Consider the following 23,927-nt stretch of genomic DNA (forward strand, 5'->3'; position numbering starts at 1 on the left):
GACGGGCCTCACTCTCTTACTTACACTTCTTCACAATACTGATCGAAGTAAGATTGAATTTTGTTCACAACCGACATTGGGTCGTGACCTTCAATTTCATGTCTTTCTACCATCGTCAATAGCTTTCCGTCTTTTAATAGAGCAAATGACGGTGAAGATGGCGGGTAGCCGGTAAAGTAGCTGCGCGCTTTCGCAGTGGCTTCTTTATCTTGGCCGGCGAAAACCGATACCAATTGATCTGGTCGTTTATCATAATGAACGGAATGAGCTGCTGCTGGACGTGCGATTCCTCCGGCGCAACCACAAACGGAGTTGATCATCACGAGTGTGGTACCTTCTTTAGCGAAAGCTTGATCTACTTCTTCTTCAGTTGTTAACTGAGTATAACCGGCTTGTTCGATTTCTTGACGAGCCTGGCGAACAACATCATTCATAAATAAATTGAAATCTATATCCATGCTTGAACTCTCCTTTTAATCGTTGACTTAATCATTCTCCATAAAAACAGGAATTTTGATGTACCCCTATCATAACAATTTCAATCCCTATGTTTCAATTAAAATTAACTAAACCCGTCAATGAATTGCATCCTTATATCGCTTTAGCAATTCTTCTACTGCCTGAGAAGTCGTAAAGTCTCCTTCTTTCACTCGCTTTTCCATATGAGGAAGGACAGACTTTATGTTTTGATGAAAAAAGAAGTCTGAGAGAACCCTTTCTTTCAACATCGTATGAAACCATTCCTGCTTTTGGAGAAGTCGTCTTTCTTCAAAGACTCCCTGTTCTTTTGTTTGCTTCTCGAACTGTTGAATCACATTCCACAGTTCTTTTAATCCCTCATTTTTCAAGGCAGAACAGGTATAAGCCTTTGAGCTCCATCCTTTAGTAGCGGGAATCAAAAAGTGCAGGATTTGGTTCAGCTCTCTTCTTGTTTTTTCAGCGAGAGGTTTATTCTCTCCATCCGCTTTGTTGACAAGTAAGGCATCGGCAAGCTCCATGATCCCCTTTTTCATTCCTTGAAGCTCGTCCCCGGCTCCTGTGATGACGAGCAGGAGGAAGAAATCCACCATTTGCCTCACCATCACTTCGCTTTGACCCACTCCAACGGTTTCAATGATCATCAGATCATATCCTGCCGCTTCGCATAAGAGGAGCGTTTCATTGGTTTTCCGGTGTACTCCACCAAGTGTTCCTGCAGTGGGGGAAGGTCTTACAAAAGCACGGGGGTTTTTCGATAATTGTTCCATCCTTGTTTTGTCCCCCAGAATACTGCCCCCTGAAATGGAAGAGCTGGGATCAATCGCAAGGACGGCAACTCGGAGGCCCAGCTCACATAACATCTCCCCGAACGATTCTATAAATGTACTTTTACCGGCTCCCGGCACACCTGTAATGCCGATCCGGAAGCTTTTACCCGTATAGGGCAGGAGCTCCTGCAACAGTTCCTGTCCCATGGCATAATGCTGCTCTGCATTGCTTTCAATCAGCGTGATGGCTTTCGCTAAGTAGCTACGGTCTCCGTTCAAGACCCCGTCCTTTAATTCGGTAATCGATACAGAATCCCTTTTCTTCTTCACAAACCGCTTTTTTCGCCCTGAGTCATGCTCTGCCATTATTCAGCCACTTCCTCATAGCCCAGCACTTCATAAATTTCTTTGATGACTTTTTGTGCAGCAACGGGTATGATCGTCCCTGGTCCAAAAACGGCAGAAGCTCCGTTATTCAATAGGAAGTCATAATCCTTAGCCGGAATCACTCCACCAATGACAACGAGAATGTCTTCTCTGCCTAATTTCTTTAGTTCCCCTACCAGTTGAGGCAGGAGTGTTTTATGTCCTGCGGCTAATGAGCTTACACCGATGACATGCACGTCATTTTCAACTGCTTGCAGAGCCGTTTCTTCAGGCGTTTGGAACAATGGTCCGATATCCACATCAAAGCCAAGGTCTGCGAACGCCGTGCTAATCACTTTAGCCCCTCTGTCATGCCCGTCCTGTCCCATCTTCGCTATAAGGATCCGCGGTCTTCTTCCTTCGTTTTCCAAAAATTCTTCTGTCATCTCTTTCACGACGTTGATTTCTTGTTCATTTGAAAAATTCGAGCTGTACACCCCACTTATACTCCTGATCGTTGCTTTATGTCGTCCTGATACTTTTTCAATGGCATCAGATATTTCTCCCAGTGTCGCCCGAGCTCTCGCTGCATCTACCGCTTTTTCAAGAAGATTCCCTTCTCCTGTTTCTGCTACCAGCGTTAATGCCTCGAGCGTTTCGATTACTCTATCTTCATTTCGTTCTTCTTTAAGCATTTGAATTCGCTCTATTTGTTTTTGTCTTACAACTGTATTATCAATGTCCAGGGTTTCAATCGGGTCTTCCTTGTCCAGGCGATACTTATTTACCCCGACAATCGCTTCATCCCCCGAATCAATCATTGCCTGTCTTCTCGCAGCCGCTTCCTCAATCCGCATTTTTGGCAACCCGGTTTCAATCGCCTTGGTCATCCCGCCAAGCTCTTCGATTTCTTCGATATGCTCCCAGGCCTTCTCCATCAACTGATCGGTCAAGGATTCAACATAATGTGAACCGGCCCATGGATCAATCACTTTCGTAATAGCGGTTTCCTCTTGAAGGTATAGCTGTGTATTACGTGCGATTCGTGCAGAGAAGTCTGTCGGCAGGGCGATCGCTTCGTCCAATGCATTGGTATGAAGGGATTGCGTATGACCCATAGCAGCCGCATGCGCCTCAAGTAATGTACGAATGACATTATTATATGGATCCTGCTCGGTTAAGCTCCAACCCGATGTCTGGGAGTGGGTTCTGAGCGCCAACGATTTCGGATTATCAGGACTGAATGTTTTCATCATTTTCGCCCAGATTCTCCGCGCCGCCCTCATTTTGGCCACTTCCATGAAATAATTCATGCCAATCGCCCAGAAGAATGAAAGTCTTGGTGCAAAGGAGTCAATATCGATCCCTGCCTGCAATCCGGTACGCACATACTCAAGACCATCTGCCAGCGTATAAGCCAGCTCAATATCGGCAGGCGCACCCGCTTCTTGCATATGATACCCGGAAATACTGATGCTATTAAACTTCGGCATATGTTTGGACGTATACTCAAAGATATCGGCAATAATCTTCATGGATGTTTCAGGAGGATAAATATAGGTGTTCCGCACCATATACTCTTTTAAAATATCATTTTGAATCGTACCGGATAGCTTCTCCTGCGAAACGCCCTGTTCCTCTGCCGTGATGATATAAAATGCAAGGATGGGCAGTACCGCTCCGTTCATCGTCATGGAAACAGACATTTGGTCAAGAGGTATTCCATCAAACAGAATCTTCATATCCAGAATAGAATCAATGGCCACTCCCGCTTTTCCTACATCCCCTACCACCCGGGGATGATCCGAATCATAGCCCCGATGAGTAGCTAAATCAAAAGCGACAGACAAGCCTTTTTGACCCATACTTAAGTTTCTTCTATAAAACGCATTGCTTTCTTCTGCTGTTGAAAACCCTGCATATTGCCTTACCGTCCAAGGACGATTCACATACATCGTCGGGTACGGTCCCCTTGTATAGGGAGCCAAGCCTGGGAGGTCTTCTCCATGGGATATATCCTTTGAGTCCTGTTCTGAATAAAGAGATTTAATGACAATCTTCTCATTTGTCTCATAGGTGCTGCCTATTAGAGAAACATCATTCGTTTTCGCTTCTTTCGAATAAGGGTTGATTTCTTGCCAATCAGGCTTTGTCATTGTCAGTTCCCTCCTCCCAGATGGTTAATAGCTCATCTACTTTTTTAAGTATGTTTTGCTTGGTGTATATGGACCCATTCAGCCCAAGACGGACCCACTCATGCTCATCAGGTATTTTCCCTGCTACGTCAATCACAATGGTCGAATCAATATGATGAATGGACTCAATCAGCATGGGCAGTTTGTCTTGATATTCTTCCTCTGTTCCACAAACCACATAGTATGGATAACGGGTTTCTTCCACATATTGAAGTACATCTTCCTTAGAGAAGCATTCTTTGCTTTGATTCGCATGAATGCCCCCCGTTGCTAAAAATCCTTTCACAAAATCAGCCCGGGGCTTATGGGTTTTCAACTTCCCTAATCCTATTAAGCCTGCCACCGGTTTCCTTGCCAGCCTATGTGCCCTTTCTCTTAATCTTTCAAAAGGAAGTGACAAACGCTCACCCACATTTGATGATGGAGCTTGAAATGGGTCCTCAAGATTCGCATAGATATTCGTCCCGATCATCGAGTTCTTTCTTGTGGCTAAATCATGGATGCGGGACTCTCTCACTCTATTTATTTTTTCATGAATGGAACCATTTTTCAGACAGGCAAGAATTCCCCCATCCCCATCAACGTCCTGAAATTCCTTCCATGCACTCTTCCCTACCTCTTCTGATAACCATTCCACATAATAAGAACCGCCTCCAGGGTCCACCACTTTATCCAGATGAGCTTCTTCACCGAGAATCAGTTGAGTATTCCTGGAAATTCTCTCAGAAAATGCGTTCGCTTCCCCACTGACTTCATTGAACGATGCAACAAGAAGATAATCGACTCCTGCAAGAACCGCAGAAAACGCTTCTCCACCCCCGCGAAGCATATTGACATACGGATCGAGTGTGGATTTGTTCAATTGAGACGTTTCCGCACTGCAGCTGACAGAATTCGCAATCGCTTGTTCTGAAAGTCCATAAGAGGATAATACCTCTTGCCACAATTTCTTAAAGGCTCTGATTTTGGCTATTTCCATGAAGAAGTGGCTGCCTACTGAAAAGTGAAAATGCATCTTCCCGGCAATTTTTTCAATGGTCCATCCCTTTTCTTGAAGTGTTTCAATATAAGCGATCCCTTCACTCAGGCCATATGCCAATTCCTGCGTGGCACTCGCTCCACTATTATGATAGAGGGCAGAATTAATGATTATGGTCTTCAGATTAGGCAGATGCTCATCTACTTCTTTTACAACCTCCAACCAATCTTCAAACACATGCTCCGGATTTTCATTTATCGGATCAAAGCCCATCACACCTTTGATTTCCTTCAGTTCAGGAATTTCCATCATTCGCTGAATAGAGAAAGCTGTCTTTTTTTCAATGGAAAAGACAGGGGTCTCTAACTCAACGACTTCTTTTATATATTGATCGAAGCCTTCTGTTATGTCTAAGTCACCTACCTCAAATGAAACACAGTTCTGTCCCCGGGATAATGCATCCTTCATCGCAGAAGTGAGTTCTTCCCAAGATCCCCTTTTGACCGGTTGAGCGATGAACCATTTTGGAGCCCTCTCCAACTTCCCTTCAACATTAGGGATATAAGCTTTCACCCTATCTACCCCGGGTAAATCATCCTTCGTGTATAATGGTTTAAGTTCAATATTTTCATAGGTTTTTGTATGTAAGGAACGAATCCCTTTCCCCTTTAACGCTATTTCAGCTGCTTCTTGCCATTCTGTTAGTGTTCGTCGACTGAATGATTGTTCTTTCATATCACTAAGTTTCATAATACCCCTCTTTCGACCTGCATGATTGTAATCGTTTACATTTTCACCTGAAGAATCTTACTAAATCAGCATGAGTGCTCACCTGAAAATTCGAAATGTTTATACTAATACTATTTTAGTATATAAAAAAAAACGTATTTCTTCAATCTCTCAGGGAAATGAATCAAAAAAGAAAGAAGAGTCGACGGGGTCGACTCTTCTTCCTTTAAGGTTTTATTTTTTTGTATTGATATACAATTTACCTTCTGCACGTTTTGTTGTGACATTTCCATAGTCATCGGAAATCTTCACTTCAATAAGTGCTCCAGGTGCTTTTACATTTGAAGTGGCTGTATAGTAACCGACGTAGTGACCTTCTGATGTTTCCATCATTGGAAGCTCATTTGCGTTTGTTACTTGGGATCCGGCATTTGTCAGTGGCATTTGGATGACAAATGTGGCATCTAAACCAGGCTCACTGTCAAATTCGATTTTAACCGATTCACCCTTCTTCAGCTCTTTATCTTCAGCAGGAAGAAGATTTTCAACAGCGATGTCACCAAATTTAGCAAAGACTGTTACTCTTTGTTTCTTTTTGTTTCCAGCTTTATCTTTCGCTACTACCTGGATGACATTTTCTCCTTCATTCAGAAGCAGTCTATGACTGAACTGTCCATCACTTACAGAAGCTTTCTCGCCGTTTACTTTTACCCAAGCGAGGTTTTCATCGACAATCGTCCCTTCTACGGTGATGGCTTCACGATTTGTTTTCATGCCTTCTTTCGGAGACGTGATGGCAAGCTCAGGCTTCACTTGATCAAGGGTGATGGTTACAGGCTCAGATGGTCCTGTCATCCCTTGTTCGGTTGCTGCTTTGGCTGTGATCGAATTCTCTCCATCATGTAATGAAACATCTGCAGAGAAGGTACCATCATCCGTCGTTTCTGCAGTTGCCACTTCGTCGTCACCATTAAAGAGGTGAACCGTTGTGGTCGGGGCAGAAGTCCCTTCAACCGTAACCGAATCCTGATTAGTGAATGATCCATCTTCCGGTGATGTGATGACTGGTGCAGTGACTTCATAATTCACTGTTGCACGGATCATATAGTTCCCTTCATCTTCTGGTGCTTGTGACCATGCACCTCCGACGAATTGCCAGCTTCTCGCTGCATATTCCCCGTCTTCGTCTGTTCCAAGTCCTGGTGCATTCGGATTTGGAGCTGATTGAATATAAACCATGTAGAAGTCACCGTCTACCATGATGCCATGCTGACTTAGATCTACATGTGTCCATTCCCCGTTACGTAAAGCAGTTCCATCAAACGGGCCGGCTACTTTCTTACCAGGCGCGCCATCAGGACCAGATGCATCATAAACGGCAACTTGGAATTCTGTTCCTCCTGGTACTGGCCATTCTGTATCCCAGAATCGGAATAAACCACCCGTAACCAATGCTGTTTCATTGCCTTCTTCAAGAGACATTTTCACAGCCCAGCCATTACCTGCATCATAGAATGCACGGGCGTTTTCAGCTGTCCCATCATCGTAACCAATTTCACCAGGATACCCGATGAAAGGCTCTAATGAAACATCGGCATTTGAGACTTCTCCACCTTCAACCGTTACAGTCATTTCCTTACTATAGTAGTAAGGTGCAACTACTTTAAGGGTGTACTCACCTTCATATGCCTCCAGTTCATACTCACCATTTTCATTCGTTTCCACCGGCTCCACAACAGCATCTTCAAGTAAGAAGACGGTAGCTCCTTCAACCGGTTCTCCAGAAATTTCATTGGTGACTGTTCCCGTAATATTTCCTTGAGGAATTTCTTCAAGTGTAAAATTGGCGTTGGATGTTTGATCTGCTTCAATCGTTACACTTTGTGTTTCTGATCTGAAACCATAGGTTGAAGCTTGTAGCGTAAACTCACCGGCTGCATGAGTCATTTGGTACGATCCATTGGCAGGGTTCGTATATACCGAACGTCCTGTTTCCAGTACACTCACTTCTGCTTGCAATGGAAGAAGCACTGGTCCTGGTACGTTTCCTTCTACAGGAGTTTCTTTGCTTATTTGTTTAGCCATTTTGATTTTAGTCGGATTTACACTCGGTTTCTTTGAAACGGATGATGACTTCTCATCCTTCGATTTCAATCCAAGGTTCATCTTTTTAGCTGGAAGAATCGATTCTCCACTTAGCTTAACGTCATCGATATACCAGCCTTGTTTTACGACACTTCCATCTGTTGTAACATTAAATGCGATGTAGACGCGCTGACCGGCATATTGACTTAGATCCACTTCTCCGTCGATCCAGCCATCCGTATTGCCATTTACACGTAGCGCCTGTGTCCACTCTTCACCATCAGTGGATACAAATACATGACCGTAATCATAGTTTCTTTCAAGCTCGTGCCACTGCTTGAATTGCAAGAAGCCACTGCCTTCTGGTAAATCAATCGGAGGCATTTGCAGCGACATGTTGGCACTGTTGTCATACGTACCATCCAGACTTGTTGCATATACCTTTTCTCCTGAAGTAGCGGCACCTGGACCATTGACAGGTACACCCCACTCCCAGCTGTTTCCTGGACCATAAGAATTCCAGCCACTTGGAGAAGTCTCAAAGTCCTGCTCATATCCAACTGTGATTCCCGGAAGAAGAGTGACAGAATAAGCATCCGTTTCTACTTCATTTCCACCAAAGTCCATTGCCATCCATTTATAAGTAACACTTTCTCCTGTCAGTGCTTCTCCAGGAATGGTTGCCTCATAAGTTCCTGATGTATAGTCACCTGAAGATCTAGTTGCTTCAACAGATTCCCAAGCACCATCCTGATTTTGATAATGTAGTGAAACATTCGTTACGCTCACATTATCACTTGCATCTGCTTGTAGTGGCAAATTCATTCCTTCAAATGCTTCACCTGGGGCTTCATGACTGATTACTGGAGCTTCAGTGTCATCCCCTTCTTTTGAAACTTGCCCTTCAACTTTTCCAATTCCGCTCATTACGGATGAAACGGCATCGAAGGCGTTAACCAAACCATGACCATATCCATTATTAGGCGTTTCAGGAAAGGTGCCGTCAGTCAATGGAACAGCCGTTGACATTAAGATCTCTTCCATTTCGTCAACCGTCAAACTTGCATCCACTTGTCTCAATAGTGCTGCAACTGCAGAGACGTGAGGACCCGCCATTGATGTACCATTCCATCCACCTTCATAGTTACTTCCTGGTACTGAAGATCGAATATTCACTCCTGGTGCGGATATTTCAGGTTTAACTTCCTCGTAAGGAGAAGGACCTTGTAGTGAGAAACTTCCTAGGTTGTCATTAATATCAGTGGCGCCCGTTGCAAATGACTCAGGGTAATTTGCAGGAGTAGCAATTGAACCCGGGCCACCAGGATTAAATAATGTTGTATTACCTGCAGAAAACTCAGGGAATATTTCGGCCGCTCTCCAGGCGTTCACCATATCCCGGTACCACTCGTCAAGACCGGCACCGCCACCCCATGAGTTATTGACAACATCTGGAGCCATCTCCGGATGCGGGTTGCCCTCAGCATCCTTTGGAGCAAGAATCCATTCTCCCGCTTCTAATAAATCAACATCTGTTCCTCCATTAGCCGTGAATGCTTTAACAGCAATCCACTTTGCTCCCGGAGCGACGCCGATCTGATTGCTGCCGTCAGGTTCTGCACCAACCATTGTTCCTGTAACATGCGTACCGTGGCCTTGATCATCATAAGGCGCACTTTGCCCGGCTGTTGCATCAAACCAGCTAAATTCATGATCAGGGGCATCAGGATTTTGAGGGTCATACCCTCTGTACTTTTCCTGTAAAGCCGGATGATTCCATTGAACACCTGTATCAATCGAGGCTACAACGGTTCCTGCTCCATCAATTCCCATATCCCAAACCGCCGGTGCACCAACCCTGTCAATATTCCATTCAATGGATGCCGGACTGTTTTGGACTTCTTTTTCTGCAACGCTAGCTGAAGCTTCAGCTTTCGCCGGTTGAATGAGCTGACGCGTTTCATTCGGCAAGATTTTCTCAACTTCCGCAAATGTTGAAATTTTATCCATTACTTCTTTTGTGGAAGTAACGGCCATTCCGTTTACAACATAGAAGTCTTTTATTTCTTTGACTGCACCGGACTTCTTCTGTTTCGTTAAGTATTCTTTTACTTCTGCTTGAGATTCAAGGGCCGTGGCACGAAGCTCGGAAACGACCATATTTCGTTTCAGTAATTTTTTGCTGTTAGCAGACAGCTTCTGCTTTTTCGCTTTTTCAGCCGCCTTCTTAGCTACAGCCTTCGTATCAAGCTGCTCCTTGAACTTCACTAAGTATGTGACGTGCTTATCTTTCTTGAATTGATCCTGTAGTTTCGATGTGATCTTTGATTGTGGACTTACCTTTGCGCTTTCGCTTGCTGAAGTGGATGGTTTTTCTTTAGCCAGAGCTGATTGTGAGGTATTCGTTGCCCCTGCATTGAATGGAAACAGTAATGGGACAAACATTACTAAGGTGAGTACAATGGATAACCATCTTGCCTTACGCTTTCTACTTGTCATCTAATTCCCTCCCAGTAATTTTTGATTCCTTCAGTAAACCCGACACCTCCCTGATTCACTACTTGGTAAAAAGTAGTTGTTAAACCAAAGATAACCAAGTGTAGATGTAAAATGTTGTAAGTTTATGTCGGATTAAATCTGAATATTCAGAAATTAATAGAAAAGTCACCCTCACGCTTATTTCATGTATGCATATAGTCATACAGATTATATAACTCCAGGAATATTTTGGATTACAATGCACATCTCTTAGGGTAAAAGGATGGAGTAGTCCTACTTTTTCAGATTAAGTAAGAAATAAATGAGAGAGAAGACATAGGAGGGGATTTTATCTTGAAAGCACTCGGAAAACTACCTATAAACAGTAAAGAATTTATATCCGGGATATTCTTCCAGTTATAATTCTACTTTATTTCCCGAATCCTTGGGCCTGCCATTCAGTTTTTATAATTCTTTCTATCCAGAAGCAGAAAAAAACAAGGACTAACCACCCAGGGCCAGTCCTTGTCACTATTAATAAACAGATGTGTTTTCTTTTGATGTGTTTTCTAAAATTTCTTTCACCCGCTGCAAGAATCTTCCGCATACCAATCCGTCAAGTACACGGTGATCAAGTGACATACACAGGTTCACCATATCACGAACTGCGATCATTCCGTTGTTCATGACAACTGGACGCTTCACAATCGATTCCACTTGAAGGATCGCTGCTTGAGGATAATTGATGATCCCCATCGATTGTACTGAACCAAATGACCCGGTATTGTTAACCGTAAATGTGCCTCCCTGCATATCCTGAGAAGTTAATTTACCGCTGCGGACTTTTCCGGCAAGCTCAGTAATTTCTCTTGCAATTCCTTTGATCGTCTTTTCGTCTGCATTTTTGATCACAGGCACATATAGTGCATCATCTGTGGCCACTGCAATGGAAAGGTTGATGTCTTTCTTCTGAACAATCTTGTCCCCTGCCCACATAGAGTTGATTTGCGGATACTCTTTAAGGGCTTGCGCTACAGCTTTCACAAAGAATGCGAAGAATGTCAGATTAAAACCTTCACGCTGTTTGAATTCCGTTTTAAGTGAGTTTCTGTAATCAACAAGGTTTGTAACATCCACTTCCATCATTGTCCATGCGTGAGGAGCTTCATGCTTGCTGCGAACCATGTTGGATGCGATGGCTTTACGAATTCCCGAAACCGGGATTTCAATATCCCCAGGTACAACAGGAACATTCGCTGCAGGTGCCGATTGCTTGGCCGGTTGTTGAACGGCTTGCTCTTTCACAGGCGCTTGCTGAGGAGCCGGAGCTTCAGCCTTAGGTGCCTGAGCCTCTCCTGCTTTCGGAATATTACCTGACTCAATGACCTTCTTAAGATCTTTACGAGTGATACGGCCGCCGTTTCCAGTGCCTTCCACTTGATTCAGGTCAATATCGTGCTCTTGAGATAGCTTTAATACTGCCGGAGAATACCTTGCTTTATTCCCACTATCTTTACTTGGAGCATTCGTTTTAGGTGCTGATTGAGGTGTTTCATCCGCTTCTTTCTTAGGCTCTTCTTTCGGAGTTTCTTCAGCAGGTGCAGAACCTTCACCTTCCACTTCAATCGAACAAATGATTTCACCGACTTCAAGAGTGTCTCCTTCGTCAGCAATTAAATCTTTAATGGTACCCGTAAAGGATGATGGTACCTCTGCATTTACTTTATCCGTTTGAACTTCCGCAATCGGATCATATTTATTGACGGTATCACCAGGTGAAACCAACCATTTACTTATTGTACCTTCTGTAACACTTTCCCCTAGCTGAGGCATTTTCATATTTTCAATACCCAATGAGGAACCCTCCTTACTGTGTTGAGTTTAATTGGTATTTCCTCTGATTAAAATTCTGCAAGTTCACGCATTGCTTTTTCAACTTTGTCCGGGTTAATCATAAAGTATTTTTCCATTGTTGGTGCATATGGCATTGAAGGAACGTCGGGACCAGCAAGGCGTTTAATTGGAGCATCAAGCTCGAATAAACAATTTTCAGCGATAATCGCAGAAACCTCACCCATGATGCTTCCTTCTTTATTGTCCTCTGTCACGAGCAGAACTTTACCTGTTTTGGAAGCTGCTTCAATGATCGCTTCTTTATCTAATGGATAGATTGTACGTAAATCCAGGATGTGCGCTTCAATTCCATCTTGCGCAAGCTTTTCTGCTGCTTGAAGAGCAAAGTGAACACACAAGCCGTAAGTGATAACTGTGATGTCTTCCCCTTCACGCTTCACGTCTGCTTTTCCGATTGGAAGAGTGTAATCATCCTCAGGTACTTCTCCTTTAATTAGACGGTAAGCACGTTTGTGTTCGAAGAATAATACTGGATCTTCGTCACGGATCGCCGCTTTCAGCAAGCCTTTCACATCATATGGAGTAGAAGGCATCACGATTTTCAATCCTGGCTGATTAGCGAAAACGGCCTCAACGGATTGTGAGTGATAAAGTGCTCCATGTACTCCACCACCGTATGGAGCACGAATAACCATCGGACAGCTCCAATCATTATTCGAGCGATAACGAATACGTGAAGCTTCAGAAATGATTTGGTTCACAGCAGGCATGATGAAATCAGCGAACTGCATTTCTGCAATCGGCCTCATACCATACATGGCAGCTCCGATTCCAACTCCGGCTATAGCTGATTCTGCAAGTGGTGTATCGATGACACGGTCTTCTCCAAATTGATCATACAATCCATGAGTCGCTTTGAATACTCCACCTTTTTTCCCTACGTCTTCTCCAAGAACGAATACTTTCTCATCACGTTCCATTTCTTCTCTAATGGCCATTGTTACGGCATCAATGTATGAAATTACTGGCATGATTGAATTCCCCCTTACTTCTCTTCTGCATAAACATACTTCATCGCTGATTCTGCTTCAGCATATGGAGCGTTTTCTGCATAATCCGTTGCTTCGTTCACGAGCTTCATAATGCGATCATTGATCTCTTTCTCAATGTCATCGTTCATAACGCCTGTTTCTTTCAGATAAGCACCAAACGTGATGATCGGATCGTTTGTTTTCGCTTTTGCCACTTCGTCAGGAGAGCGATAGCTTCGATCGTCATCATCAGAGGAGTGAGGAGTTAAACGATAAGAAACTGTTTCAACAAGGGTCGGACCTTCCCCACGACGGCCTCGATCCGCTGCTTCTTTGACCGCTTTATATACTTCGATTGGGTCATTTCCATCAACTGTGATTCCAGGCATTCCATATCCAATGGCACGATCGGACACGTTCTCACAAGCTAATTGTTTTTCAATCGGAACCGAAATCGCATATTTATTGTTTTCACACATAAAAATGACAGGAAGTTTATGTACACCTGCAAAGTTTGCGCCCTCATGGAAATCTCCCTGATTGGAAGACCCTTCACCGAACGTCACAAACGTCACAACATCCTTCTTCTCCATTTTTCCTGCAAGAGCGATACCAACGGCATGTGGCACTTGAGTGGTTACAGGAGAAGAACCTGTTACGATATTATTTTTCTTTTGACCAAAGTGACCAGGCATTTGACGTCCACCTGAGTTTGGATCTTCTGCTTTTGCAAAACCTGATAGCATCAATTCACGGGCCGTCATCCCGAATGTTAATACAACACCCATGTCACGATAATACGGAAGTACATAATCCTTTTCACGATCTAAAGCAAATGCAGCACCAACTTGAGCCGCTTCTTGACCTTGACATGAAATAACGAATGGGATTTTACCCGAACGGTTCAGTAACCACATGCGCTCATCGATTTTTCTGGCAAGCAGCATGGTTTCATACATTTCTAATACTTTCTCATTTGAAAGGCCTAACTCTTCATGACGATTCTCTGCCATTTTTTTTACCTCCTACACAATCTAATGGTTGAAAAGGTAGAGAAGATCTCTACCTTATAATGTTTTTATTTGATGAAGAGGGCTAAAAACCATCTCCGCTTTTCTATTTGTCCAGCTGCGCCTCCTTGTCCCTCGAGGTCACAATGGATAAATCCCATAGGGCAAAATACGCCTTTTGGGTTTTCCCCATTGTGCTTGTCGGGCCAGAACAGTCGGCTTCGCTTTTCTATTTGTCCAGCTGCGCCTCCTTGTCCCTCGAGGTCACAATGGATAAATCCCATAAGGCAAAATACGCCTTTTGGGATTTCCCCATTGTGCTTATCGGGTCAGAACAGTCGGCTTCGCTTTTCTATGAATGAATCGCTTTTCCATCTACAGCAAGTGCTGCTTCTCCGATCGCTTCTGACAGGGATGGATGAGGGTGGATGGTGTGTGCGATTTCCCATGGGGTTGCGTCCAATACTTTAGCAAGTCCCGCTTCTGAAATCATGTCCGTTACATGCGGACCAATCATGTGCACGCCCAGAATATCATCGGTATCTTTGTCTGCAATGATCTTGACGAATCCATCCGATTCACCATAAACAAGTGCTTTCCCGATGGCTCTGAAACTGAATTTCCCGGTCTTCAGGTTATATCCCTTTTCTTTCGCTTCCTGCTCCGTGATCCCTACGCTTGCAATTTCAGGATTACTGTAGATGCATTTTGAAATCAGTGAATAGTCAATGGGATGAGGCTTCTCATTCGCCATATGTTCCACCGCTGTGATTCCTTCGTGAGATGCAACATGTGCTAATTGAAGGCCGCCGATGACATCACCGATTGCGTATATATGAGATTCCTTTGTTTGGAAGAAATCATTCACTTCAATAAAGCCTTTTTCCACTTTAATATCTGTGTTTTCTATGCCAATGCCTTCAACATTCGCTTGTCTGCCGACAGATACAAGGATCTTCTCTGCTGTAAAGGATTTTTCTTCTCCTTTATGCTCAGCTTTAATGGTGACCTCCCCGTCTCCTTTTTCTAAGGATTCAGGAAGCACCTTTGCACTTGTCACGATTTTGACGCCTTTTTTCTTCATCAAGCGCTGCATTTCTTTGGAAATTTCATGGTCTTCGGTTGGTACGATTTTATCAGCGTATTCCACAACGGTTACCTCAACATCGAAGTCAGACAGCATGGAAGCCCACTCAATACCGATGACCCCTCCTCCAACGATGATGATCGATTTTGGAAGAGTTTCAAGTGAAAGCGCTTCATCTGAGGATAATACGTATTCTCCATCAATATCAAGGCCCGGTAACGAACGAGGTCTGGAACCTGTTGCAACGATCACATTCTTAGGGATCAACATTGCATTATCTTCCCCATTGTTCATTTCAACAGAAATCGTCCCTGGCATCGGGGAGAAAATAGAAGGTCCTAAAATACGTCCCAGTCCTTCAAAGACATCGATCTTGCCTTGTTTCATCAAGTGTTGAACTCCTTTGTGAAGCTGCTCAACGATCCTGTCTTTCCTGGATTGAACTTTTGTGAAATCTAACTCTACTCCATTGATTTTCACACCGAAGTCTTCACTGTGTTTAGCTGTAGCATATACTTCAGCACTGCGAAGAAGAGCTTTACTGGGTATACATCCTTTGTGTAAGCATGTTCCCCCCAGTTTTCCCTTTTCAACGATTGCTGTTTTTAATCCAAGTTGAGAAGCACGAATGGCGGCTACATAGCCACCTGTTCCTCCCCCTAGAATGACTAAATCATATTCTTCTGCCAATCTTGAGTCCTCCTTGCTCTTATACTCTTGCTTCTTCTTTTACATTTCCAGGGTACACCTTATAGTCTTCTTCACTTCGTAAGACCCTTAATGCCCCTTCCGCAAGAGCTTGCAGTTCATTTTCTCCTGGTTGTATCACGACATCTGCTATCCAATTGATTCGATTGCTAATCGCTTTTACAAACTCTTTACCGTAAGCAAGACCACCCGTCAACACAATGGCGTCTACTTTACCATTAAGGACGGCACTTGCTGAGCCTATCTCTTTTGCAATTTGATACGCCATCGCATCGTACACGGCTTTGGCATTTTCATCGCCATTTTCGATCATCTTCTCTACTTTTACCGCATCGTTTGTTCCAAGATAACCGACTAAGCCACCTTGACCAACGAGCTTTTTCATGATTTCATCACGGTAATAATCACCTGAGAAGCATAGGTCAACTAAATCACCCGCTGGAACAGTACCTGCTCTTTCAGGACTGAATGGACCATCGCCATGTAAACCATTATTCACATCCACCACTTTCCCATTGCGGTGGGCACCGACGGTAATTCCACCACCCATATGAGTGATGATCAGGTTTAGGTCCTCATATTTCTTTCCGAGTTCCTTTGCGACTCTTCTTGCTACCGCTTTCTGATTTAACGCATGGAAAATACTCTTTCTTTCAATGAGTGAAAATCCTGAAACCCGGGCAAGTGATTGTAGCTCGTCCACTACAACAGGGTCGACAATATAAGATGGAATGTTCAGTCCAGAGGCAATTTCAAATGCTAAAATCCCGCCAAGGTTTGAAGCATGCTGACCCGAGAATCCTTCTTTAAGATCCTTGAGCATTTCATCATTCACTAAGTATGTGCCACCTTCTATCGGTCTAAGAAGGCCCCCACGGCCACAAACAGCACTTAGTTTTGAAATGTTGATCCCTTCTTCATCTAATGTCTGAAGAATGGTATCCTTTCTGAATTCATACTGATCAATAATGGTTGGAAATTCATTAATCTTTTCTGTATCATGACGAATCGTCTTTTCAAAGATAGATCGATCATCATCGAAAACACCTATTTTGGTTGATGTCGAACCAGGGTTAATGACTAATATTCGATGTTTGTTCTCTTGCACTGTTGTTACCTCCATTTGGGTAGCTATTATTGTAATGTTTGTACGTAGAATTTTTCCCCTATGATAGATAACCCCTTAATCTGTTCGATGTTCGCATTAACAGGGAAGAAACGCTCTACTTTTGTTAGAAGTAAAGCGTTTTTTCTTCTAATTATCCACGTCTGCTTAAAATATGTTGACCGTTTTGTAAGAACTGGCTTCTTGAACGACGCATTTTCTCGATTCTTTCTTCCGCCATACGATCAGCAGCTACGTAAGTTGGAACATTATCACGTTTAGCGATTTCAATAACCCGCTCAACGTTGTTGTACACTTGCTCCACTTTTTTCATCGCTCTTTCACTATTGTAGCCATATAATTCATCCGCCACGTTGATGACTCCACCTGCATTGATGACATAGTCAGGTGCATAAACGATACCCATTTCATGGATCGCGTCACCATGACGAGTTTCTTTTAATTGGTTATTCGCAGCCCCTGCAATGACTTTTGCTTTTAGCTGTGGAATGGTTTCGTCGTTGATGATCGCTCCTAATGCACATGGGGCAAAGATGTCACATTCAACTCCATAAATTTCGTTGATATCAACAGCTTTTGCTCCGAATTCGTCTACAGCACGTTGAACAGCTTCTTTATTGATATCTGTAACGATCAGATTTGCTCCTTCTTCGTGAAGATGGCGGCACATATTGTACGCAACATTACCGATTCCTTGAACAGCGATTGTTTTCCCTTCCAGTGAATCTGTTCCAAAGGCTTCTTTCGCTGCAGCTTTAATTCCACGGTATACTCCATAAGCCGTAACAGGAGAAGGGTTACCTGAAGAACCAAAGGCTGGTGAGATACCTGTTACATAATCTGTTTCTTCATGGATCAAGTCCATATCAGCAACGGTAGTACCAACATCTTCTGCAGTAATATAACGACCGTTTAATCCTTGGATGTAGCGACCAAACGCACGGAACATTTCTTCATTCTTATCTTTGCGTGGATCACCGATGATAACCGTTTTCCCTCCACCTAAGTTAAGCCCGGCAGCTGCATTCTTATACGTCATTCCTTTGGCAAGACGCAGAGCATCTTCTATCGCCGCTTCTTCAGATTCGTATGTCCACATACGGGTTCCTCCAAGTGCAGGTCCAAGAGTAGTATCATGAATGGCGATGATCGCTTTTAACCCTGATGCTTCATCTTGACAGAATACCAATTGCTCATAATCATATTGTTCCATATAGCTGAAAATTTTCATTTTTATTTCCCCCTAAAGTCTAATTATGTTTAATGTTTCTTATTTATTTGAAGCAGAACATATAGCCAGTGCCAATGAATATAACTTGCTTTCTGCACTGTCTGCTCTGGATGTTAACACAATGGGTGCTTTTGCTCCCGCAATCACAGCCCCAACTTTCGCTTTTGCGAAGTAGATCAGGGACTTATAAAGAGCATTACCCGTTTCGATATTCGGAACAAGCAGGATATCAGCTTGTCCTGCGACTTCACTTTCAATCCCTTTATGTTCAGCAGCATGATGAGAAACTGCATTATCAAGGGCTAACGGTCCGTCGACGGCACAATTACGAATCTGACCTCTCTGATTCATCATCGTAAGGGAAGCGGCATCCACAGTTGCCTGCATGGCCGGATTCACTACTTCAACCGCGGCTATCGGGGCAACTTTCGGATGGATGACACCGATTGATCGGGCAATCTCAACGGCATTTTCAATAATTTGCGCTTTTTGCTGCAAATCAGGTGCAATGTTCATAGCTGCATCAGTAATAAATGTCAATCTATCGAACCCAGCCACCTCAAAAGCTGCAACATGTGATAATACATTACCTGTACGGAGTCCCCACTCTTTATTTAACACTGCCTTTAAAATGACAGCAGTAGGAACATTTCCTTTCATTAAAGCACTTGCTTCGTTTTCCTTTACAGCCTTCACAGCTAGTTCCGCTGCTTTCTGTGGAGAAAAAGCATGCTTGATTTTAATGTTGCCGTGTGACCGAAGCTGTGGAGCGACCTCTTCTAAAAGAGTGAGAATTTCTTCTTTATCACCAAACAATAAAAATTCGGCCATATTTTTTTCAACTGCCATTGCGACAGCCCCAAGGACTTCTTTATCTTCTGCAGCTGCGACAGCTACAGTGGAATTTTCTATCTGGGTTGCTTTTTCCACCAAAGATTGTAGATTCATGTATGTCGTTTCAACCCCTTTTTTCTGTTATTATGTTCCCATTAAACTATATGCAAGAACCGTGCCAACTTTTAAAGTGTTGAAAACGCTTCATTTCCAAACATTTAACCATGCAATTTTCTTCATACCACGCAAATTATTTCATGCTAGTTATTTCAATGTTATATTTTTCAATTTTGTAATACAAATTTCGCACTGAAACATTTAATGCTTTGGCTGCTGCCGTTTTGTTACCATTATTCTGCTCTAAAACCTTCTGAATTATATTTCTTTCATATTGTTCTACTTGAGTGGCCAAATCTTTGAGGCTTCCTGATGGATCGGCCGCAACCTTTTCAAGATGGCTCTTTGATGTATTCTCCAGCTGAGGTAAATGATTGCCGGCAATCATTACTTCGTTGTAATTCATAAAGATAATCGCTCGACCCAATACATTCTCAAGCTCTCTGACATTCCCTGGCCAATGGTAATTCATTAACTTGTTCATCGCTTCCTCTGTAACGCCTTCAACATTTCTACCGTAATCCTGGTTGATCTTGGTTATCAGGGTTTCAGAAATGAGGGGAATATCTGATTTACGATGTCGCAGTGGAGGTATTTGAATGGGCATTCGGTTTAGCCGGTAGTAAAGATCTTCTCTGAAAGAACCGTCAGCGATTCCTTTTTCCAAATTCACATTCGTCGCCGCAATGACCCGGACATTAATCTGGATGGATTTTGTCCCCCCAACCCGAACAATTTCTCTCTCCTGCAGGACCCTCAGTAACTTGGCTTGAGTGTTGGCGCTCAACTCCCCAATTTCATCCAGGAATATGCTGCCATTATTGGCTTCTTCAAATAATCCTCGCTTGCCTCCCCGCTTCGCTCCAGAAAAGGCACCTTCTTCATATCCAAATAATTCACTTTCCAATAGATTCTCCGATAATGCAGCACAATTGACCCGCAGGAATTTGTTGAACTTTCGATCACTCGCATTATGTATCGCGTGTGCAAATAATTCTTTTCCCGTACCGGATTCACCCCGAAGAAGAACAGTGGCAGGCGTTTTCGCCCCCAATTTCGCTTGTTCTACGGCAATCATCATTTCCTCTGAGTCTCCGATGATGTCTTCAAACATATACTTTGCTTCAAGGGTCCGAATGATTCTTCTCGCACGATCCAACTCCTGGGTGAGTGACTGAATCTCAGACATATCATGGATGACACCGACACTCCCTTTGAGCTTATTGTTCACTATGATAGGAGCTACATTAACGATCACTTCTTTACGTTTCGGACCAACCCGCATTCTTGTTCCCCTGATGGCCCTTCTTGTTTGAAGGACTTTTAAGTGAATACTCTCTCCTTCGGAAATATCTGCAGTTGCCGGTTTTCCGATTACTTCTTCTTGGGTGAGCCCTGTAATTCGTGTATAGGCAGGGTTTATTAATATTCCTTTCCCCTCTTCGTCGACTACTGAAATGGCATCATCGCTGGAATGAATGATAGCCTCAAGCATGGTCTGGATTTCTTTGAGGTTCGTTATTTCCTCGGCAAGATTCACGACCTCCGTGATGTCTTTAAACACAGAAAAAGCACCAATGATCTCATCATTGTCGGTAATCATCGGAATACGATTGGAGATGATCTTCAGCCCATTATCCAACACCACTTCTTGATTGGTTTCAGTACGCCGTGTTTCCATCGTGGTGGTTAATTTACTCTCGGGAATCACGTCAGAGATATGCATCCCGATAACGTCTTCCTGATCCTTCCCAATCATCCGCTCTGCGCTTTTATTATAAAGCATCACATTTCCTTGATCATCAATCCCGACCATACCATCATCAGTCGAGTTAAAAATAAGATCTCTTTTAAACGACTCACTTGTTAATTGATGAATGAGATCTTCCTTATCTTCGAGAAGCTTTGAGATAAGAAAGGCAACACTGCCTGGAATAATGACTGTATTCTTCCCCCGCATATCTCTTATATCTTCAAACACTTTTTGTTCACCGGTCACTTCAATGACGATATCAACAGTATCATTCAGGAATTGTCGCCAATCAGTACCAACTGGTATCCCCAGCTCTTTAGCCAACAATATACCTGAAGCGTTTTTATTTAGGTCTACAACTGCAATCACTTTCATGACGGAAGCTTCGTGGAGGATTTTTAAAATCGCTGTTCCACCTTTACCCCCACCGACAATTAGAACCTCTTGCAACATTTTTCACCCCGACTATCAATACCTGCAATTTTTTTCACAACCATAATGTTACACTACTTTTCTAAACTTGACAATTTTCTAGTTGGAGTTAGAATTTTAGTATGGAAGCGAAAAAAGGAGTTATGCACCTCATGGTCCGACTAATTGCCCTTATTATAATGTTGATTCCTGGCGCACTTGCTGCACTGGGGATTAAATTGATGAGAGATATGTTATTTGGGATTCTGCAGTCACCCATTCCTTATTTATGGCTGCAATTCGTGATCGGTTTGCTATTCTTTATTTGCGGTCTCGGTTTTATTGCGGGATTTGTTCTGCACCGTGATCGAAAGCGCAATAAAGTACAGTCCCGATTCACGAAAAAAAGCTAGCGTAATTTTCTACGCTAGCTTTTTTTATGATTCCTTAACTTCAATGCCCGATCAGGAAAGTCCGTCACAATCCCTGAACAGCCAATACTGAGAAGTCTCTCCATCTGATCTATCTTATTAACCGTATAGGGCCTGACAGCTATCCCGTTTTTCATGGCTTCTATAATGATCTCATCGGGGGCAGCCTTTAAATTGGGATGTATCGCTTTCGCCCTGATGGACCTGGCATAAATCCAGGGCATATATAGACCCGATGAGTACAATGGAGCAATTTCAACTGCAGGCTCCAATCGGTAGCAGGCCACGATCGAATAGTGATTAAAGGAAGAAATGATGATTCGATCCTCAAACCCAAACTCCCTAATCAATCCGATCACTTTTTCTTCCAAGCCCTGATAGTCCATAATGCTGTTTTTCAATTCAATATTACAAAGCATATCATTGCCCTTTAACCACTGAAATACCTCTCTCAATGAAGGCAAACGATTTTTTTTAAACAACTTACTTTTAAATTTGAAATTCGCCTGCAGCTTTTGAATGTCCTTAAACGTATAGTCTTTGACAAACCCTTTCCCATTGGTTGTGCGATCAACCGTTTCATCATGAATGACGACGATTTCTCCATCTTTTGTTAGCTGAACATCTAATTCAATACCGTCCGCCCCTACTCTTTCAGCTTCAAAAAATGCGTCCATCGTATTTTCCGGGTGAGTCCCGGCTGAGCCACGGTGTGCAAAGATTAGCGTCATGAGTGCACTCCCTTTTCTTAAGATAATCTATTCCTGTATGTACATTCTTTATCAATCCTTATGAATGTTTGTCTCCTCCCATTATATACTTATTTCAAATCTCCTCAAAGGATGAAACCTTTATAAAAAAATCCTGAGAAGCTCAGGATTTTTTTGTTTCAATGTTAAGGCTGACAACTATTAAAACCACCTGCAGCATCTTCTTCTACGGCGACGGTCTTCAATACCTCTTACATCGTCTCTGTCACAACGGCGTACAGCTCTGCAGAAATCCTCTCCTCTAATAAAAGCTCTAACAGGAACTCTAAAGTCGTCTCTGTCTCTGTCAAAAGCACCAGCTACATCATCTCTATCACGGAAGCATCCCATTGTCTCACCTCCCTATATATGATTTTGTATTACATTGTATCTTATGTAAGAATGGACAAGCCGTAAGGGCGTCCTCCTACTTTTGAAAAAAGAGGCGATTTCTACTGAGAAAACGGAAAAATTATTGGACGATTATCTTTAAACCAAAAAACCCCACGAATCCACCTGGGCTCATAGGGTTTTACAATCATACTATTGGGCTAAAAAAATGATGGCTCTACTCCTTACTCTTTCATGAAGCCATGTGCTCTAAACGAAGCTTATCAGCAACCATGGCGATGAACTCTGAGTTTGTCGGCTTTGCTTTCGACATACTCACTGTATATCCGAAAAGAGAAGAAATGGAATCTATATTCCCTCTGCTCCAAGCTACTTCAATTGCATGACGGATAGCCCGTTCTACTCTTGATGCTGTAGTGTTGTATTTTTTTGCAATATCCGGGTAGAGTACTTTTGTAATTGAACCAAGTAATTCAATATCGTTATAAACCATAGAAATCGCTTCTCTTAAATATAAGTAACCTTTAATATGTGCCGGAACGCCAATTTCGTGGATGATGCTTGTAATACTTGCATCTAAATTTCTTGGTTTCTGTTCTGTATGCATTCTGGATGAGGAAGGTTTTTTGATGATTGAGTTTGATTTACCGCTTACTTGTCTAATGTGACTCACTAGATTTTCCATATCAAATGGCTTTAGGATAAAGTAAGAAGCTCCAAGGTCGACGGCTTTCTTCGTAACATCTTCTTGACCGAAAGCTGTCAGCATGATGACATTAGGAATGCTCTTCTTTTCACGAAGTCGTTCGAGCACAGCGAGCCCGTCCAAATGAGGCATAATAATATCCAATACCAGGACATCAGGCTCCACTTCTTCTAACAAATCTAAACAATCTTGGCCATTATGAGCAATTCCTACTACTTCCATATCATTTTGTGAAGCAATGTAGTCTTCCAATAATGACGTAAGTTCACGGTTATCATCCACAACACATACTTTAATCGATTTCACTACAGGTTTCCTCCTCAATCCTAATTAATTCTTCTCTGTAATTTTATTCTAAATTACTTTTTCGACAATGCAACCTAAATTCCTTTTATTTTTGAAAAAAACTTGAAAAATATTATATTTTCTTTGATTTTCTAAAGATTTCT

General features: G+C 42.9%; 16 protein-coding genes. 1 reads left to right on the plus strand and 15 read right to left on the minus strand.

Going from position 1 to position 23,927, the window contains the following annotated elements; all coding sequences use genetic code 11:
- Positions 1–20: 20 nt before the first annotated feature.
- The 13 genes from ACIFOD_RS00225 to ACIFOD_RS00285 all read right to left on the minus strand — a co-directional run bounded on the left by ACIFOD_RS00225 (position 21) and on the right by ACIFOD_RS00285 (position 21,280).
- Complete coding sequence (locus ACIFOD_RS00225; protein ID WP_430313074.1) at positions 21–458, minus strand: BrxA/BrxB family bacilliredoxin; 438 nt, start codon at positions 456–458, stop codon at positions 21–23.
- 117 nt (positions 459–575) lie between these two features.
- Positions 576–1,613 carry a methylmalonyl Co-A mutase-associated GTPase MeaB gene (gene meaB, locus ACIFOD_RS00230; protein WP_430313075.1) on the minus strand — a complete coding sequence of 346 codons (1,038 nt, stop codon included), beginning with the start codon at positions 1,611–1,613 and terminating at the stop codon, positions 576–578.
- Positions 1,613–3,769, minus strand: coding sequence for a methylmalonyl-CoA mutase (scpA, locus tag ACIFOD_RS00235; RefSeq protein ID WP_430313076.1), 2,157 nt, complete (start codon positions 3,767–3,769; stop codon positions 1,613–1,615). The genes meaB and scpA overlap by 1 nt, the downstream gene beginning before the upstream one ends.
- Entirely contained in the window at positions 3,756–5,537 is a 1,782-nt protein-coding gene (locus ACIFOD_RS00240; RefSeq protein WP_430313077.1) for a methylmalonyl-CoA mutase family protein, read from the minus strand. Before ACIFOD_RS00240 ends, scpA begins: the two co-directional genes overlap by 14 nt.
- A 213-nt stretch (positions 5,538–5,750) precedes the next feature.
- Positions 5,751–10,100, minus strand: coding sequence for a S8 family serine peptidase (locus tag ACIFOD_RS00245; RefSeq protein WP_430313078.1), 4,350 nt, complete (start codon positions 10,098–10,100; stop codon positions 5,751–5,753).
- A 513-nt stretch (positions 10,101–10,613) separates the two neighbouring features.
- Complete coding sequence (locus ACIFOD_RS00250) at positions 10,614–11,933, minus strand: dihydrolipoamide acetyltransferase family protein (protein WP_430313079.1); 1,320 nt, start codon at positions 11,931–11,933, stop codon at positions 10,614–10,616.
- Positions 11,934–11,980: 47 nt separating this feature from the next.
- The gene (locus ACIFOD_RS00255; protein ID WP_149157725.1) at positions 11,981–12,964 is read right to left on the minus strand and encodes an alpha-ketoacid dehydrogenase subunit beta; all 984 of its coding nucleotides are present in this window, start codon (positions 12,962–12,964) and stop codon (positions 11,981–11,983) included.
- 14 nt (positions 12,965–12,978) lie between these two features.
- Positions 12,979–13,977 carry a thiamine pyrophosphate-dependent dehydrogenase E1 component subunit alpha gene (locus tag ACIFOD_RS00260; RefSeq protein WP_113967514.1) on the minus strand — a complete coding sequence of 333 codons (999 nt, stop codon included), beginning with the start codon at positions 13,975–13,977 and terminating at the stop codon, positions 12,979–12,981.
- A gap of 349 nt (positions 13,978–14,326) precedes the next feature.
- Positions 14,327–15,751, minus strand: a complete 1,425-nt coding sequence (gene lpdA / locus ACIFOD_RS00265; protein ID WP_430313080.1) for a dihydrolipoyl dehydrogenase — start codon at positions 15,749–15,751, stop codon at positions 14,327–14,329.
- Positions 15,752–15,770: 19 nt separating this feature from the next.
- Complete coding sequence (buk, locus tag ACIFOD_RS00270; RefSeq protein ID WP_397553439.1) at positions 15,771–16,892, minus strand: butyrate kinase; 1,122 nt, start codon at positions 16,890–16,892, stop codon at positions 15,771–15,773.
- Positions 16,893–17,028: 136 nt separating this feature from the next.
- Entirely contained in the window at positions 17,029–18,126 is a 1,098-nt protein-coding gene (gene bcd / locus ACIFOD_RS00275) for a branched-chain amino acid dehydrogenase (protein WP_113967509.1), read from the minus strand.
- 39 nt (positions 18,127–18,165) lie between these two features.
- A complete protein-coding gene (gene yqiS, locus ACIFOD_RS00280; RefSeq protein ID WP_430313081.1) occupies positions 18,166–19,074 on the minus strand; it encodes a phosphate butyryltransferase in 909 nt (302 codons plus the stop codon).
- A gap of 136 nt (positions 19,075–19,210) precedes the next feature.
- On the minus strand, positions 19,211–21,280 hold the full coding sequence (locus ACIFOD_RS00285) for a sigma 54-interacting transcriptional regulator (RefSeq protein WP_430313082.1): 2,070 nt from the start codon (positions 21,278–21,280) through the stop codon (positions 19,211–19,213).
- A gap of 134 nt (positions 21,281–21,414) precedes the next feature.
- Between ACIFOD_RS00285 and ACIFOD_RS00290 the strand changes: the two genes are divergently transcribed.
- Complete coding sequence (locus ACIFOD_RS00290; RefSeq protein ID WP_113968006.1) at positions 21,415–21,654, plus strand: DUF2627 domain-containing protein; 240 nt, start codon at positions 21,415–21,417, stop codon at positions 21,652–21,654.
- Positions 21,655–21,668: 14 nt separating this feature from the next.
- Here ACIFOD_RS00290 and ACIFOD_RS00295 read toward each other — a convergent pair whose 3' ends face one another.
- Together ACIFOD_RS00295 and spo0A are read right to left on the minus strand one after the other, a co-directional pair.
- Positions 21,669–22,403, minus strand: coding sequence for a glycerophosphodiester phosphodiesterase (locus ACIFOD_RS00295; protein ID WP_430313083.1), 735 nt, complete (start codon positions 22,401–22,403; stop codon positions 21,669–21,671).
- A gap of 601 nt (positions 22,404–23,004) precedes the next feature.
- The gene (spo0A, locus tag ACIFOD_RS00300; protein ID WP_113970450.1) at positions 23,005–23,784 is read right to left on the minus strand and encodes a sporulation transcription factor Spo0A; all 780 of its coding nucleotides are present in this window, start codon (positions 23,782–23,784) and stop codon (positions 23,005–23,007) included.
- Between the last annotated feature and the right edge of the window lie 143 nt (positions 23,785–23,927).

This window comes from Rossellomorea sp. NRS-1567, from assembly GCF_050467885.1.
Taxonomy (GTDB): domain Bacteria; phylum Bacillota; class Bacilli; order Bacillales; family Bacillaceae_B; genus Rossellomorea; species Rossellomorea aquimaris_C.